Source organism: Paenarthrobacter sp. PAE-2, from assembly GCF_026013155.1.
GTDB classification, from domain to species: Bacteria; Actinomycetota; Actinomycetes; order Actinomycetales; family Micrococcaceae; genus Arthrobacter; species Arthrobacter ureafaciens.
This window is the reverse complement of sequence record NZ_JAPDNV010000001.1, coordinates 121,503-137,552: the sequence shown is the minus strand read 5'-3', so window position 1 is coordinate 137,552 and position 16,050 is coordinate 121,503. Positions and strand designations below refer to the sequence as shown.

Below are 16,050 nucleotides of genomic sequence, written 5' to 3'. Positions count from 1 at the left end.
GCTTGGCTATGTGCCGTTGCCCGCGCATCTCTTCCATGGATCAGCCTAAATCCATGAAGGCATCCACATCCTCATCCGCCAGTCCTGGTAACTGATGACCTCTGCCGTCAGGACGGGGTAGAAGAATGCCGTGGCAATCACAGCGAGCATCACCACGAGACCCACGACGTACAGCCCTGAGCGGCGCCGCCAGGGTGGATCGTTGCTCCGCCCCAGCGCCAAGCCGAGGACGTAGGTGAGGGCAAGGACCAGGAAGGGCTCGAAGGACACTGCATAGAACACGAACATGGTGCGTTCGGGATACATGAACCACGGGAGATAGCCTGCGGCGACCCCGGCCAGGATGGCTCCGGCACGCCAGTCACGCCGGCCCGCCCACCAAAAAAGAAGGATGACCAGGGCAATGGTGCCGCCCCACCACACGACGGGGTTTCCGACTGGAAGGATCGCCGAGGAGCACGTTTCAACAACGCAACCGGACGTGCCCTGCTTGGGGGCCTGGTAGTAGAAGGACGTGGGCCGGCCCATCACCAGCCACGTCCAGGGACTCGATTCGTATGGGTGGTCCGAGCTGAGGCCCTGATGGAACTTGTACGCCTCCAGGTGGTAGTGCGCCAGGGAGCGAATCGGGTTGGGCAGCCAGTCCCAGCCGGGCGAAGGGTTGGTGGCAGCCCATTGGCGGTAATAGGCGTCCTTGGACAGGAACCACCCGGTCCAGGTGGCCACATACGTCACGCATACGACGGGGATGATGGTGAAGAAGGCCGCGATGCCGTCCTTGATGATCGCCGCGCTGGCCCAGCTCCGGATTCCTGCAATCCTGCGGGCACTCATGTCCCAGAAGACCGTCATCAGACCGAACACGGCCACGAAGGAGAGGGCGGACCACTTGGTGCCCACCGCCAAGCCGAGGCATAGGCCCGCAACCAGGCGCCACCAACGCATGCCCAGCCATGGTCCGGAGAGGAGTTGAAGCGGGGATGGCACCCCGCCGGGCGAAGCAGCCGCTTGTGCGGCGAGCCGGGAAGCCAAACGACGGCGGCCGTCGTCGCGGTCCAACAGCAAGGCGCCGAACGCAGCCAGGATCCAGAAGGCCAGGAAAATATCCAGCAGGGATGTCCTGGAGAGCACCAGGTGGTGGCCGTCCACTGCAAGCAGCACTCCGGCAACCAGACCGAGGGTGTGCGAGCGGAAGAGCTTGAGTGCGATCAGGGACACCAGGAAAACCGTCAGTGTACCGATCAAAGCCGCGCCGAATCGCCACCCGAAGGGGTTGTCTGCTCCGAAAAGCCACATGCCGAACGCGATCATCCACTTGCCCACAGGCGGGTGGACTACATACTCAGGACTGTTCAGGAGGACGTCGGGGTTGCCGGCGTTGAAGGAATCATTGGCCTTGGCCGGCCAGCTCCGTTCGTAGCCACTCACCAGGTAGGAGTAGGCGTCCTTGACGTAGTAGGTCTCGTCGAACACGAGGCTGTGCGGAACCTCAAGGCGGACGAAGCGGAGTACGCCGGCCAGGACGGCGGTCAGGGCAGGGATGAGCCAAAACCAGAGACGCAACGACGGCGGGTAGTCCCGCCAGCTGTGAATGCCGCCAATGAGGCGGTTCCGGAGGCTCTTCGAGGTGAAGGCTTCAGCCGGCCGTGCGATCCAGGATTGCCGCTCCAGCCCGCGCGGCTTAAGCCGGGCGTCCTTTCGGTGGTTTTGCGGGAGCTCCCAAGTAGTCAGTTCCCTTACCGGTTCTTTCGTGTCAGCGGCCGCCGTTCCGTCGGTGTCCCGGGAGGGGACCGGCGATTCGGCAGTTCCGGAATCGGTGGCAGGAACGGACGACTGGTTCACCCGCCCCATGCTACCTTTCCGTCCTTGGGAGAAACCGGAACTGCCTTTGAACGGCTGGCCGGGGCAGTAGGCTTGGCAAGTGGACGAAGAACGCAGCACCCCTGTTGAGAACCCCCTGGATGATGAATTTTCCGCTCCGGAAACCGTGCAGTCTCCGGAGCGGGGAACCCCCGGTATTGGCAGGATCGTCCTGGCCGCCACACCGATCGGCAATGTGGGCGACGCATCCTCGCGGCTGATCGAGCTCCTCGGCACATCGGACATCATCGCTGCGGAGGACACCCGCCGGCTCCATCGCCTGGTCCAAGCCCTTGGCGTTGAGGTATCCGGCCGCGTGATCAGCTACCACGAGCACAATGAGGTGGCCAAGACCGGCGAACTTCTGGACCAGGTGCGCGAGGGCAAGAGCATCCTCATGGTCAGTGACGCGGGCATGCCTGCGGTTTCCGACCCCGGCTTCCGTCTGGTCGAAGGCGCTGTTGCCGCGGGCCTGACCGTCACCGCGGTTCCCGGCCCTTCGGCGGTGCTGACTGCCCTGGCGTTGTCCGGCCTCCCGACGGACCGCTTCTGCTTTGAAGGCTTCCTGCCCCGCAAATCCGGGGAGCGGAATTCCCGGCTGGGCGAGCTGGCCGACGAACGCCGCACCATGGTGTTCTTCGAGGCCCCGCACCGGCTCGAAGTGATGTTGCGTGCCCTCCATGAGCGGTTTGGTCCGGAGCGGCGTGGAGCGGTGTGCCGTGAGCTGACAAAAACCTACGAGGAAGTCATCCGCGGGTCCTTGCGCGAACTCCTGGAATGGGCCGAGAACAACGAGGTCCGTGGGGAAATCGCCGTGGTGGTGGGCGGTGCACCTGAACAGGCGCCCGGAAAACCGGAAGACCACGTGGCGGCTGTCAATGAGCTGGTAACCCAAGGCATCCGCCTGAAAGAGGCCGTGGCCGCAGTTGCCGAAGATGCCCGCATCAGCAAGCGCGAACTCTACGCGGCGGTCCTCGCGGCGCGCTAGGAAGTGCTGTGCAGCTGCACAATTAAGGGGGCGCTGTGCAGTGCGCACAGGCGTAGACACTCCTTCCGGCCGGGCAGTACCGTGGCAGTAATTCAAGCCACTTCTGGCAAGGAACCCTAGTGGTGCAACACTCCAAAGCACCCAAGACGAAGGAGTCGCCATGACTGTCACGGCTGAACGCGAAAGCGAACTGCTGGCTTCCGTCCCTACTGGCCTGCTGATCAACGGTCAGTGGCGCCCCGCGGGATCCGGAAAGACCTTTGATGTTGAGGACCCGGCCACGGGCAAGGTGCTGCTCAGCATCTCCGACGCCGGTCCGGAAGACGGCGCCGCTGCCCTGGACGCAGCCGCTGCTGCCCAGGCCGACTGGGCCCGCACGGCACCGCGCGAACGCGGCGAAATCCTGCGCCGGGCGTTCGACATGGTGACAGAGCGTGCCGAAGACTTCGCACTGCTGATGACCCTCGAAATGGGCAAGCCCCTGGCCGAAGCCCGCGGTGAAGTAACCTACGGTGCCGAGTTCCTGCGCTGGTTCTCCGAAGAAGCAGTCCGTGTCTCCGGCCGCTACTCCGCAGCCCCGGACGGCAAGAACCGCCTCCTGGTCCAGAAGAAGCCCGTGGGTCCCTGCCTGCTGATCACTCCGTGGAACTTCCCGCTGGCCATGGCCACCCGCAAGATTGCCCCCGCGGTTGCCGCCGGTTGCACCATGGTGCTCAAGCCCGCCAACCTCACCCCGCTGACGAGCCTCCTCTTTGCACAGGTCATGCAGGAAGCCGGCCTTCCCGCAGGTGTCCTGAACGTCATCCAGACCTCCACCGCAGGTGCCGTCACCGGCCCGCTGATCAAGGATGACCGTCTCCGCAAGATCTCCTTCACCGGCTCCACCCCGGTGGGGCAGGCCCTCATCCGTGAGGCCGCGGACAAGGTCCTGCGCACCTCCATGGAACTGGGCGGCAACGCCCCGTTCGTCGTCTTCGAAGACGCCGACCTGGACAAGGCCGTTGAAGGCGCCATTGCTGCGAAGATGCGCAACATGGGCGAGGCCTGCACAGCAGCCAACCGCTTCATCGTCCACGAGTCCGTTGCCGACGCTTTCGCTGAGAAGTTCGCAGCGAAGATCGGTTCCCTCACCACCGCCCGCGGCACCGAGCCCGAATCCAAGGTTGGCCCGCTGATCGACGGCAAAGCCCGCGACGGCGTCCACGCCCTGGTCAGCGAGGCAGTCGCAGGCGGCGCCGAGGCAGTCACCGGTGGTGCCGCCGTCGACGGTCCCGGCTACTTCTACCAGCCCACCGTGCTGAAGAACGTGGCCGAGGACGCCCGCATCCTCAAGGAAGAAATCTTCGGACCGGTTGCCCCGATCATCACGTTCTCCACCGAAGACGACGCAGTCCGCCTGGCCAACAACACCGAATACGGCCTGGTTGCCTACGTCTTCACCAAGGACCTCAACCGCGGCCTGCGTGTCAGCGAGAAGCTCGAGACCGGCATGCTCGGCCTGAACGCCGGAGTCATCTCCAACGCCGCTGCTCCGTTCGGCGGCGTCAAGCAGTCCGGCCTGGGCCGCGAAGGCGGCGCAGAGGGCATCGAAGAGTACCTCTACACCCAGTACGTAGGTATCGCGGACCCCTACGCCGACTAGCATCCCTTCCGTGTCCACCGCTCCCGCAACAAGCCGGTAGATGCAGGAAAGACCCTGCCCCTGGAACCACACGTTCCGAGGGGCAGGGTCTTTTTACTGTGCGGCCCTATGCGGCCCTGTGTGGGTCCGGCTGTGACCCCGCGCGGTCAGCGGCGCTGGGGGAGCAGCTGCCGCAACCCCCGCCATGACCTGGCAAGCCCGGAACCGGCCCGCCTCGTGACCGAGGCCAGAGCCCGGAAAGGCGCGCCGAGCGCGTGGAGCCACCGGCGCATCAACGACGGCGGAAGCCAGTCCGCCCGGAAACGGACCCACCAGCCCGAATTGTTGCGCAGCGACTCACGGATGACGGCGATCCTGGACGCTGCGGACGCGGCAGCGGTATCCGAGGGGCGGCCATAGCGCTGACGTTCGAAATCGGCGGCGAGGGAGGCAACCGCCCGGTGAGCGGCGTCGTCGAACCCGCCAGGGTCACCAAGCACCGGGCTGGAGCGGAACCTTGCCGAGAAATGCCGTGGGGTTTCGCTTGGCGTGGAGGGTACGCCAAAGTCCGTGGCCAGGGCCAGCAACTCGGCCCACGCCAATCCTGCGGACGGGTACTCCGGGAGCGGCTGATCGTCCCCGGGTTTCCGGCGCTTCAGCCGGCGGCGACGAAGCACGGAGCGGGTAATGCGCGGAGAACCCAGGAACGCAGCCAGGAGGACGACGGCGGCGGATGTCGCGGCAATAGCGGGAAGCGGGTTGCCCTGAACAGGCCCTTGGGCCGGGGTGTCGATACCGGGCAGCGGCGCCGTGGTGGGAACGGGCGTCGGCGCGGTGCTGGGAACGTCCTTCTCATCGGTGTTCGTGCTGAGGTTCCCGGTAGTGGAAGCCTCGGTGGCATATTCGGGAACGACGCCGCGGGAAGGCGTCGGCTCAAAAGGAACCCACCCGAGGCCTTCGAAGTACAGTTCCGGCCATGCATGGGCGTCACGGGCGTCCACTTCATACTCGGGGAAGGAACCTTGGCCCACCAACGCCACGGATTCGCCGGTCAGCCGGCCCGGTGCGTACCCGACGGCGATTCGGCTGGGGATGCCCTCAACCCGCGCCATCACAGCCATCGCCGATGCGAAATGGACGCAGTAGCCGCTCTTGACGGAAAGGAAATCCGCCAGGACGGACAGGCCGTTGCCGTCATACCCGTTTTGAACCGGAGCCTGGAGGGAGTAGATGAACTCGCCTGAGCGGAGGTATTTCTGGATGGCCAGCGCCTTGGCGTAATTGTTGCCCGCCGATGCCGTTACCGTCCGGGCTGTGTCCCGGACGATGCCCGGGAGGTTTCCGGGGATGCGCAGGAAGTCCTCGGAAATGGAGCGGGGCGCAGCGTTCGCCTGGGACAAAGCCTGGGCGGTGACCTTGGGCGCCGCAGAAAACACGACGTACCGCTGTGCCAGGGTGCTGGTTTCCGTGCTCATGATGCTCAGCGTGTCGGGGTCCCACGTCCAGCGTCCGTTGAGCCCGTTGACGGACACCGGTGCAAAGGGTGCAGGCAGATACGGGCTGGTGAACAGTCCTGCGTTGATGGACGTGACGGCGTTGACTATTTCTCCCTGGACGGAGTATCCGGCCTCGATCCGGTCCGCCCCCGCCCGCCGCGAGCCGGCACGATCGTCCGGCGCCCAGGTTTCGCCGTCGAAGTGGTCAATGGTGACCGAGCGCAGGTACAACGGTCCGCTGGAACTGGTGGCGTAAGTAATCCGGCCCGCGCCGCTGGGGCTGCGGAGGCTGTTGCCCAGGGTGATCATGGGGTTGAGCCCGTTCGAGGTTCCCCAGGGCGTGAGCCGCGAGCCTTGCGGGAAGGTGCCGTTGTCGAAACCCGGTATTGCCAGCGGCACCACCATCGCCAGGCCAAGGGTCAGCACCCCTGTGACCACCAAGCGCTTGAACTGGCCAGCGCCCCGCGGAGCCCCGGATTGCAGCCGGGAGTCGGGAGCGAACCATTGGCTGCAACCGAGGATCAGCAGGAACCCGATGGTTGCGCCGATAAAGCCCGGCACGCCGACGCTTTGCGGTTTGATGGTGGCCGGAACAACCATGATGGCCAGCAGGCCGATGCCACTCGCCGCAGGCATGGAAAGGGGGACGGCCAAGGCATCGATCAAAACCACCAAAAGCCCAAGGCAAGCGCACGTGACAAAGACGATGCCGACGTTTGGAGCTACTGGAGCGCTCTCGGAAACCACGGTTTCCCCGGCACGCTTGATGAGCCTTCCCACTGCCTGGAGCGTCTTCGGCGTGGGGATGAACCCCAGGAGGCTTTCCTGCCGGCAGAACGTGAAAGCCAGGACCCCGATCAGGGAAGCCAAGGAGCCAATGGTGGCCAGCAACGGTTGCACGCGCAAGGAGCGCAGCACGGCCAGCGTCAGCGCCACGGCAACCACGGTGGTGATCAGCGGCATGAACCACGCCCAACCCCGGAAAACCCCGTTCAGTGAAAGCGCGGCACCCAGTACGCCCACGGAAATGGCCCCGGCCATCGCCCAAGGGAAAACGCCAGGACCCGGGCCCGAGGTGCGGCGCCGTGTGCCCGGCGTCGAAGTTTTGCTCCGGGGATCTGCGCTCGGCCGCGAAGTGACGGTCATCGCGGCACCGCCGCTCCCCGTCGGACGTCCATGGCGGCCGCAGCCGCAGCAACCATTCCGCCCTCATCAAACGCCGCCCAGGCAGCCGCCAACGGCGTCCTTGACGTAACGGCGACGGCCCGCCATCCACCCTGCCGCAGAATCTCCAGGACTTGCTCGTTGTTGCGGGAAGAATCAGTAACCAGCAGCGCAAAAGCGTTGGCACCATAGGCTGCAGCCGGAGCCAGGGCTTTGGCCTCGGGCACGGTCAGGTTGCCAAGCAGCGCCAGGAGGGGGCCGCGCAGCCGATGGGCCGCGAGCTTGTCCATGAGCAGATCATCGAATGCCGAGTCTCCGCCTTCCGGCGATTCATCGACATTCCTGGCGGCGCGGCCAGGACCTCGGACGGCTGCAGGGGTCCTGCCCGGGTTGCGCCGGTCCGCAGACGCTTCTTCGTCCTGGCGGGCGTGCTCGGGCCGGTGATGCCGGGGACCGGTCAACTCAATTGCTGCCAGGCCCTCGGCGATGGCGTGCAAACCGCCCGCCCCGCTGAATTCCTCCGCGGTGGCGTCAGGAGCGGATCTTGAGTGGCTGAAGGCGGGATGCCCCGAGGCGTCCAACATTCGCAGCGAATAGTTCCGCTCGGACAAGTGTGCGCTGATGGACATTGCAGCCGTCACCACCCACTCGAAACCGGGCGTGGTCAGCAGATCAGTGTCCTCGTCATGGCTCCCGAGGACTGAACCGGTGCTTGGGGCAAAGGCTGCCAGCCGCTGGTCCAGGACGATCGTGGCCTCGGGAGTGGTCACGGACTCTTCCTGGCGCACCATCAATTGCCCGTGGCGCGCCGTTGCCGGCCAGTGAACCCGGCGCATCGGATCACCATGGCGGTACTCGCGGGTCATGATGTCGTCATCGCTCGGGTTGGCGCGGATCCGGGTTGCCGTGACGCCGTCATTTCCCCGGGCCCCTGCAAGTCCCGTCGCGGGAAGTTCGACGGCGGCGGGCGTCACGGTGAGGAGGTCGCCGTCGTCGATTGAATGGCGGCGCAAGGACAGGCCAAACGGATCGCTGAACTCCGCGGTGACCGGACCGATCCGGAATTGGCCGCGCTTCCCGGAACGGAGATGGTACTCATAGCGGCTGCTTCCGCCGGTGGCGGAGCGTGCAGGGAAACGGAACGCAGGCGGATCCCCGAAACGGGGCGGAAGCTGCTCCTCCATGACCACCTGACCGGTGCCGTACGAGGTACGGGCCACGGCCAACCGCACGGTGGTTGCCATGGCGGTTTCCACAGTGGAGGGATTGAACTCCCGGTACACCTGGAATTTTGGTTTGAGGACACGGACCCCCGCCAGTGCCACAAGGGGCAGCAAAATCAGGAACACTGCCAAGGTGAGCAAGTCGCGCCGGCCCATGATGTGGGCACAGACGATGGACACCACGCCTGCGGCCAGCAAACCCCAACCCCGGTTGGTGAACAGATGCTTGGGAAGCCGATCCACGAGTGCCATCCGGACCGCCTAGGCGCTTTGCTTATCCCTGCGCCACGCGCCGGGCGGTTCCTGGGCGACCGGGAGCGAGGCAAGGATTCCGCGCAGGACGGTCTGGGGGGTGTCGCCGGCGCTCGCCGCTTTCCTGTCCAGGATGATGCGATGCGCCAGGACGGACTCGGCGACGTCCACTACATCGTCAGGGAGAACGAAGTCCCTGCCGTCCAAGGCAGCGGTTGCCTTCGCGGCGCGCAGCAACTGGAGCAAGGAGCGCGGACTGGCACCCAGCCGCAACCGGGCACTTTCGCGGGTCGCGCGGCCTATGGCTACGGTGTACTCCTTGATGGCAGGGGACACGTACACCTGCTGGACCGTGGCAATCATGGCTGCGACGTCGTTGGCGGTGACCACCGGCGTCACCTTGGCCAAGGGCGAAACAGCCTGGTGGGTCTCCAGCATTTCGATTTCCGCATCCCGGTCCGGGTAGCCCATGGAGATGCGCGCCATGAAACGGTCGCGCTGGGCCTCGGGAAGCGGGTAGGTGCCCTCCATCTCGATGGGGTTCTGGGTAGCGACCACCATGAACGGCAGGGCCAACGGATAGGAGTGCCCGTCCACGGTGACCTGGTGCTCCTCCATGCACTCGAGCAGTGCGGACTGGGTCTTGGCCGAAGCACGGTTGATCTCGTCACCAATCACGATGTTTGCGAAAACGGCCCCGGGCCGGAACTCGAACTGCCGGGAGGACTGGTTATAGATGGAGACGCCCGTGACATCCGAAGGCAGGAGGTCCGGGGTGAACTGGATCCGGGAAACCGTGCAGTCAACGGTTCTGGCAAGCGTCTTGGCCAGCAGTGTTTTTCCTACTCCCGGCACGTCCTCAAGCAGCAGGTGCCCCTGGGCCAGGAGGACCGTCAGGGCCAACTTGGCGGCGTCGGCCTTCCCATCGATCACCTTGCTGATCGCACCGAGGATCCGTTGGCTGGAATCGTGGAAGCGTTCGGCGTCCATGACGTGCGGCTTGTGCCCGTTGTGCACGGCGTCCGGGTTGCGCGACGCATTCCCGTTGTCTGCAGCGTCCAAGGGCACAGCGCTGTACGCCCCGCCCGGAAAAGAAGCTGGTTCAACAGTGGCGCGTCGCTTGGACTCCATGGAATGCCCTTCAGCCGTGGCCGCCCGCCCGGCAACGTGCCGGCGTTGGCCGCCTTGTCCGTTCCAGCCTACCCAGACTTTGGGCGTCGCTGACATAGTGCAGGGGGAATTTGTGTGCTGCATGGAGTTCGTCACCGCGGGCCGCGGGGATGGGGGAGGACCGCGGTCCGAATAAGGTGGGAGCATGTGCAATTCCCTCGCCCCTGCTCCCTATCGCTCGTCCGCAGACCCAGACGATGCCAAGGCATCGCGCAAGGAATATCCACCCGCGCCCCAAGCGCTCCCCGTCCCCGTGATGGACAACCACACGCACCTGGACTTCCGGCACGGCCTGATCGAGGTAAGCGTCGCCGACGCCATGGATGCGGCCGCCGCCGTCGGTGTTCAAGGAGCCATCCAGGTAGGGTGCGACCTCGGGTCCTCCAGGTTCACCGTGCAAGCGGTGGAAGCCGACCCGCGGCTTCTGGGCGCAGTGGCGATCCATCCGAACGATGCTCCCGTTTACGCCGGACGCGGTGAGCTGGAATCAGCGCTCGCCGAGATCGAAGACCTTGCCCGCCATCCCAGGATCCGTGCCATCGGCGAGACCGGCCTGGACTTCTTCCGCACGCACGGCGACGGACTGGCGCATCAGCGCCATTCCTTCCGGCGCCACATAGATATTGCCAAGCGCCTTGACCTCACCCTGCAGATCCACGACCGCGATGCCCACGACGACGTGGTGCAGGTGCTCAAGGAAGAGGGTGCTCCGGAGCGGGTGGTCTTCCATTGCTTTTCCGGCGACGAGGATCTGGCGAGGATCTGCAATGACAACGGCTGGTACATGTCCTTCGCCGGGACCATGACGTTCAAGAGCGCGCAGAACCTCAGGGACGCCCTGGCCATCGCGGAACCATCCAGGGTGCTGGTGGAGACCGATTCGCCGTTCCTCACCCCGCACCCTTACCGGGGACGTCCCAACGCAAGCTACATGGTTCCCTACACGGTCCGTTACATGGCCGATGTGACTGGAGATGACCTCTCCGAGCTGTGTTCGCGCCTCGCGGAAAACACCGTCAATGCCTACGGATCATGGGCATAAGGGCCATCTGACGTGCAGGTATTCGATGTGATGCTGAATACCCGGTATGCATTTTGATTGGCTCGTTTATAACAAATCGGTTACTGTGAACCAAATAGCCGGGGTCGGGGAAGGCCTTCGGACAACTGGTTCGGCATGATCCGGACTCACCAGTTGAATGTCGTGACGGCGCAGCAGCCGGCAGTGAAGCGTGGGACCGGGCATGGGCCAGGCCCCTCTGTTTTGCCGCTGGTATGTTTCTTTGCGCTTTTCCCCGTGCCCGGATGGTCTGAGAGTTATGGGCAAACGTGATCAAGTTCTTCACAACGGACGGCAAGTTCAGTTTCCTCAAAGTGGGCGCCCAGGTGCTGGTGTTAGTGGCACTGGTAGCCGGTGTCGTTGCTTTCGTGGGCAACAACAAGACGGTCACCTTGAACGTCGACGGAAAAGTGAGCTCCATCCAGACCTTTGGCGGAACCGTCGACCAGGTGGTCAAGGCAGCCAAGGTTGAACTGAAGAACGATGACCGGGTGACCCCCGCGCTGGATTCCCGGGTGGAAAACGGCTCCGTGGTGAACGTCAACCTCGCCAAGGCCGTCTCCATCGAACTGGACGGCGCCCGGAAGACGGTCAACACCAACGCTCCCGATGTGGCAGGCCTGGTCAGCGAACTCGGCGTGGCCGGTTCTTCCGAAATTTCCCAGCCCAAGGATGCTTCCCTCGAAGTCCAGGGTTCCTTCGTGTCCATCTCCACGCCCAAGACCATCAGCCTCGTAGCCGACGGCAAGGACACCAGCACCACTACCACGGCCTCCGACGTCGCCGAGGTCCTCAAGGACGCCGGGATCACCGTGGGTGCCAATGACCGCGTCTCCCAGCCGAGCAACGCCCCCATTGTCCAGGACATGGTCATCAAGGTCTCCCGCGTGGACACCAGCAAGACTGCCGAGACCACCGAGGAAGTCCCGTTCGAGAGCGTCAAGAGCGAAAGCGCGGAGCTCTACAAGGGTGAGGAAAAGGTAACGCAGAAGGGCGTTGCCGGCTCCGTGGTCAAGACGTTCAAGCTGGTCCTCGTGGATGGCCGTGAAGCCTCCCGCACCCTGGTCTCCAGCAACGTGACCACCCAGCCCGTCACCGAGAAGGTGGCTGTTGGAACCAAGGCACGTCCGGTGGCAGCAGCGAAGGCAGCCGCTCCCGTATCCAGCGGCCCCACCGGTGCTCCCAACGAAGCAATGTGGGACCGTATCGCCCAGTGTGAATCCGGCGGCAACTGGTCCATCAACACCGGCAACGGCTACTACGGCGGCCTCCAGTTCTCCAGCCCCACCTGGCTCGCCAACGGTGGTGGCGCCTACGCACCGACCGCCAACCTTGCCACCAAGGCACAGCAGATCGATATCGCCAACCGCCTCTACGCCAAGAACGGCCTCCGCGACTGGGGCTGCGCGCACGCAGCCTAGCCCGGCGCAGACGATACGATACCTAGGTGACTGAACCGAATTCCGAACCCGCCGCCGTCGCGCCTTTGCTGGGCGCAACTGACATCCGACGGTTAGCCGAGGAAATCGGTGTCCGCCCCACCAAGACCCTGGGGCAGAACTTTGTGATCGACGGCAACACCATTCGCAGGATCGTGTCCGCGGCCGGCATCGACCCGGACGAGACCGTGCTGGAAGTTGGACCCGGCCTTGGCTCGCTGACGTTGGGCCTGCTGGACGCGGCCCGCGAGGTAGTCGCCGTCGAAATCGATCCCGTGCTGGCCGGCAAGCTGCCGGAGACCGTCCGTACCTGGCGGCCCCAGGCCGAGGAGCGCTTCCACCTGGTGCTGTCCGATGCCATGAAGGTGACCGAACTGCCGGTGGAGCCCACTGCCTTGGTGGCCAACCTGCCCTACAACGTGGCCGTCCCCGTGGTGCTGCATTTGCTCCAGCACTTCCCGGGCCTGCGCCACGGCCTGGTGATGGTGCAGGACGAGGTGGCCGACCGCCTCGCGGCGTCGCCGGGCTCCAAGATTTACGGCGTCCCGTCCGTCAAGGCCGCCTGGTACGGTCGCATGCGCAAGGCCGGTGTGATCGGCATGAACGTGTTCTGGCCGGCACCCAAGATCCATTCGGGCCTGGTGGAATTCACGCGCCACGAGCCGCCCGCCACCCACGTGACGCGGGACCAGGTCTTCGCCGTCATCGACGCCGCGTTTGCGCAGCGGCGCAAGACGCTCAGGGCTGCGCTGGCCGGTTGGGCAGGCGGTGCCGTGGAGGCCGAACGGTGCCTGGTAGCTGCAGGGGTGGACCCCACCGCACGCGGCGAAGTCCTGGACATTGGCGCGTACGTGCGGATCGCCGAAGCGCGCCACCCGGCAGCAGTATGACCCCGGGAATCCGCAAGCCCGGGGAACTGCCCTACCAAGGGGAGCGCTTCCGTGCACGCACGGTCCGGGTGAAAGCGCCCGGCAAAGTCAACGTCTCACTGGCCGTGGGACCCTTGCGACCCGATGGCTACCACTCCGTGGCCAGCGTCTACCTGGCAGTGTCCTTGTACGAGGAGGTCGCTGCGACCAGCACGGAAGCCCCCGGGATCACCGTCAGCATCAGCCCCGCGAGCACCTTGGACCTGGACGGCGTCGATATCCCGCTGGATGAGCGCAACCTTGCTTACAAGGCAGCCGCCGTGATGGCCGAGATGTCGGAGAAACCAACCGGCGTTCACTTGGAGATCACCAAGCGCGTTCCCGTCGCCGGCGGGATGGGCGGGGGGTCCGCCGATGCCGCGGCCACGCTGCTGGCGTGCGATGCCCTGTGGAACAGCGGCCTCTCCCGCGAGGAACTTGCCCACGTGGCCGCCGAACTTGGCGCGGATGTGCCGTTCTCGCTCCTGGGCGGGACCGCGGTCGGGCTCGGGGTAGGGGACAAGCTCTCGCCGGCACTGGCCAAAGCACAGATAGACTGGGTGCTGGTTTTCGCCGACTACGGACTGTCGACCCCGGACGTATTCCGCACGCTGGATGGGCTGCGGGATTCGGAAGGCGCGGAGGTTCCGGAACCCGTGGAGGTGGATCCAACCATCCTCCAGGCCCTACGGAACGGCGATCCTGAAACCCTGAGCCGGGTCCTTGTCAACGATTTGCAAAGAGCCTCGATTGCCCTGGCCCCGCAGCTTCGCGACACAATCGGGCTTGGGGAGGCGCAAGGCGCCCTGGCCGGAATGGTCTCAGGCTCCGGACCCACCGTGGCCCTCCTGGCGAGGGATCCCGCTGCCGCCTCCGTGCTGGCCGAAGACCTGATACACCGGGGGCACAACGCCATCGCTGTGCACGGACCCGTGCCAGGCGCCCGGATCATCTCCGATACCCTCCTTTAGTAACTCCCTGCCTTTAACAGCTCCCTGCACACCAGCTCCAGAAAGTAGTACCCATTGGCCCACCTGCTTGGCGGCGAAAACCTCTCTGTCACCTTTGGCACCCGCACCGTGCTCGACGGCGTCACCCTCGGTTTGGAGGATGGCGACCGGATCGGCATGGTCGGCCGCAACGGCGACGGAAAGTCCACTCTCATGCGGCTGCTTGCGCTGCGATCCACTCCGGACTCGGGCCGGGTCACCAAACGCAACGACGTCACTGTGGGCTACCTGGACCAGAGCGACGTGCTCGACGGCGACCTGACAGTAGGTGCCGCGATCGTCGGCGACCAGGCGGACCACGAATGGGCAGCGAACCCGAAGATCCGGGAAATCATGGGCGGCCTCGTAGGCGATGTTGACTGGCACGCCAACGTGCACTCGCTCTCCGGCGGCCAGAAGCGGCGGGTGGCACTGGCCAAGCTCCTCATCGGCGACCACGACGTCATCATGCTGGACGAACCGACCAACCACCTCGACGTCGAAGGCGTTGCCTGGCTGGCGCGGCACCTCAAGTCACGCTGGCGCGCCAACCAAGGCGCGTTCCTGGTGGTCACCCACGACCGCTGGTTCCTCGACGAGGTCTGCAACTACACCTGGGAAGTCCACGACGCCATGGTGGACATGTTCGACGGCGGGTACGCCGCCTACGTCCTGGCGCGCGCCGAGCGCGACCGCATGGCCGCCGTCGTCGAGAATAAGCGCCAGCAACTGGTCAAGAAGGAACTCGCCTGGCTGAGGCGTGGCGCACCGGCCCGGACCTCCAAGCCCAAGTTCCGCATCGAAGCCGCCAACGAGCTCATCTCCGACGTCCCCGAACCCCGCGACTCCGTGGCGCTGAGCAAGATGGCCACCGCCCGGCTGGGCAAGGACGTGCTGGACCTGGAGAACATCACCCTCGATTTTGAGGGGGGCGAATCCGGGCAGAAGCTGTTCAACAACATCACGCTGCGGTTGGCGCCGGGGGAGCGCCTGGGGCTGGTGGGGGTCAACGGCGCCGGCAAGTCCACGCTGCTGCGGCTCCTGAACGGCGACATCCAACCAACGTCGGGTCGGCTCAAGCGCGGTAAGACCGTGGTCACGGCTGTCCTTACGCAGGACGTGAAGGAACTTGACGAGGTCTCGGACCTCCGTGTCATTGAGGTCATTGAACGCGAGAAGCGCTCGTTCAGCGTTGGCGGCAAAGAGTTCACGGCCGGGCAACTTGTGGAGCAGCTGGGCTTCACCAAGGAAAAGCAGTGGACGCCGGTCTCCGACCTGTCCGGTGGTGAGCGCCGCCGCCTCCAACTCCTGCGCCTGCTAGTGGGGGAGCCCAACGTCCTCATGCTGGACGAGCCCACCAACGACCTCGACACCGACACCCTGGCCGCCGTGGAAGACGTCTTGGACGGCTGGCCCGGAACGCTGGTGGTTGTCAGCCACGACCGGTACCTGCTGGAGCGCGTCACCGACCATCAAATGGCATTGCTCGGTGATGGGAAGCTCCGTGGGCTGCCCGGCGGCGTGGACCAGTACCTCGAACTGCGCGAAGCCGCCCTGGCTTCCGGGTCCCTCGGCGGTTCCACCGCACCTACCGCCGGTTCTGCGGGAGGTTCCGCTCCGACGTCGGCGGATGGACCCAGCGAGGCCGAAAAACGCGAAGCGCGGAAGGACCTCAACAGGATCGACCGTCAGCTCGGAAAGTTGGCCCAGCAGGAGGAGAAGCTCCACGCCCAGATGGCAACCAAGTCCGAATCCGGCGACTTCGACGCCCTCGGGGAACTCAACGCCAAGCTGCAGGAACTCCTCGAGGAGAAGGAAGGCCTGGAGCTCGAGTGGCTCGAAGCCGCTGAAGTCCTCGGGGAATAAGCCCGCCCGAGCAA

At 65.2% G+C, this 16,050-nt stretch carries 11 protein-coding genes; 7 read left to right on the top strand and 4 right to left on the bottom strand.

Features of this window, described 5'->3' with window-relative positions:
• Positions 1–45: 45 nt before the first annotated feature.
• The gene (locus tag OCL88_RS00475) at positions 46–1,851 is read right to left on the bottom strand and encodes a dolichyl-phosphate-mannose--protein mannosyltransferase (protein ID WP_410868100.1); all 1,806 of its coding nucleotides are present in this window, start codon (positions 1,849–1,851) and stop codon (positions 46–48) included.
• A 106-nt stretch (positions 1,852–1,957) separates the two neighbouring features.
• Here OCL88_RS00475 and rsmI point away from each other — a divergent pair, with 106 nt between their 5' ends.
• Together rsmI and OCL88_RS00465 are read left to right on the top strand one after the other, a co-directional pair.
• Positions 1,958–2,848 carry a 16S rRNA (cytidine(1402)-2'-O)-methyltransferase gene (gene rsmI, locus OCL88_RS00470; RefSeq protein ID WP_410868116.1) on the top strand — a complete coding sequence of 297 codons (891 nt, stop codon included), beginning with the start codon at positions 1,958–1,960 and terminating at the stop codon, positions 2,846–2,848.
• A gap of 160 nt (positions 2,849–3,008) precedes the next feature.
• Positions 3,009–4,490 (top strand): NAD-dependent succinate-semialdehyde dehydrogenase, encoded by a 1,482-nt coding sequence (locus tag OCL88_RS00465; protein WP_264961222.1) that lies wholly within the window; start codon positions 3,009–3,011, stop codon positions 4,488–4,490.
• A 146-nt stretch (positions 4,491–4,636) separates the two neighbouring features.
• Here OCL88_RS00465 and OCL88_RS00460 read toward each other — a convergent pair whose 3' ends face one another.
• The 3 genes from OCL88_RS00460 to OCL88_RS00450 are packed head-to-tail and all read right to left on the bottom strand — an operon-like array spanning position 4,637 to position 9,735.
• Complete coding sequence (locus OCL88_RS00460) at positions 4,637–7,111, bottom strand: transglutaminaseTgpA domain-containing protein (protein WP_410868102.1); 2,475 nt, start codon at positions 7,109–7,111, stop codon at positions 4,637–4,639.
• Positions 7,108–8,604, bottom strand: a complete 1,497-nt coding sequence (locus OCL88_RS00455) for a DUF58 domain-containing protein (protein WP_264961220.1) — start codon at positions 8,602–8,604, stop codon at positions 7,108–7,110. Before OCL88_RS00455 ends, OCL88_RS00460 begins: the two co-directional genes overlap by 4 nt.
• A gap of 9 nt (positions 8,605–8,613) precedes the next feature.
• Positions 8,614–9,735, bottom strand: coding sequence for an AAA family ATPase (locus OCL88_RS00450; RefSeq protein ID WP_264961293.1), 1,122 nt, complete (start codon positions 9,733–9,735; stop codon positions 8,614–8,616).
• A 184-nt stretch (positions 9,736–9,919) separates the two neighbouring features.
• Here OCL88_RS00450 and OCL88_RS00445 point away from each other — a divergent pair, with 184 nt between their 5' ends.
• The 5 genes from OCL88_RS00445 (at position 9,920) to OCL88_RS00420 (ending at position 16,036) form a co-directional block, all read left to right on the top strand.
• Complete coding sequence (locus OCL88_RS00445; RefSeq protein ID WP_264961219.1) at positions 9,920–10,816, top strand: TatD family hydrolase; 897 nt, start codon at positions 9,920–9,922, stop codon at positions 10,814–10,816.
• A gap of 287 nt (positions 10,817–11,103) precedes the next feature.
• Positions 11,104–12,255: a resuscitation-promoting factor gene (locus tag OCL88_RS21150; protein ID WP_021471466.1), complete on the top strand. Its 1,152-nt coding sequence runs from the start codon at positions 11,104–11,106 to the stop codon at positions 12,253–12,255.
• Between the two features lie 26 nt (positions 12,256–12,281).
• Positions 12,282–13,163 (top strand): 16S rRNA (adenine(1518)-N(6)/adenine(1519)-N(6))-dimethyltransferase RsmA, encoded by an 882-nt coding sequence (gene rsmA / locus OCL88_RS00430; RefSeq protein ID WP_021471465.1) that lies wholly within the window; start codon positions 12,282–12,284, stop codon positions 13,161–13,163.
• A complete protein-coding gene (locus tag OCL88_RS00425; RefSeq protein ID WP_264961218.1) occupies positions 13,160–14,152 on the top strand; it encodes a 4-(cytidine 5'-diphospho)-2-C-methyl-D-erythritol kinase in 993 nt (330 codons plus the stop codon). The genes rsmA and OCL88_RS00425 overlap by 4 nt, the downstream gene beginning before the upstream one ends.
• A gap of 54 nt (positions 14,153–14,206) precedes the next feature.
• Positions 14,207–16,036: an ABC-F family ATP-binding cassette domain-containing protein gene (locus tag OCL88_RS00420; protein ID WP_264961217.1), complete on the top strand. Its 1,830-nt coding sequence runs from the start codon at positions 14,207–14,209 to the stop codon at positions 16,034–16,036.
• Positions 16,037–16,050: the final 14 nt, after the last annotated feature.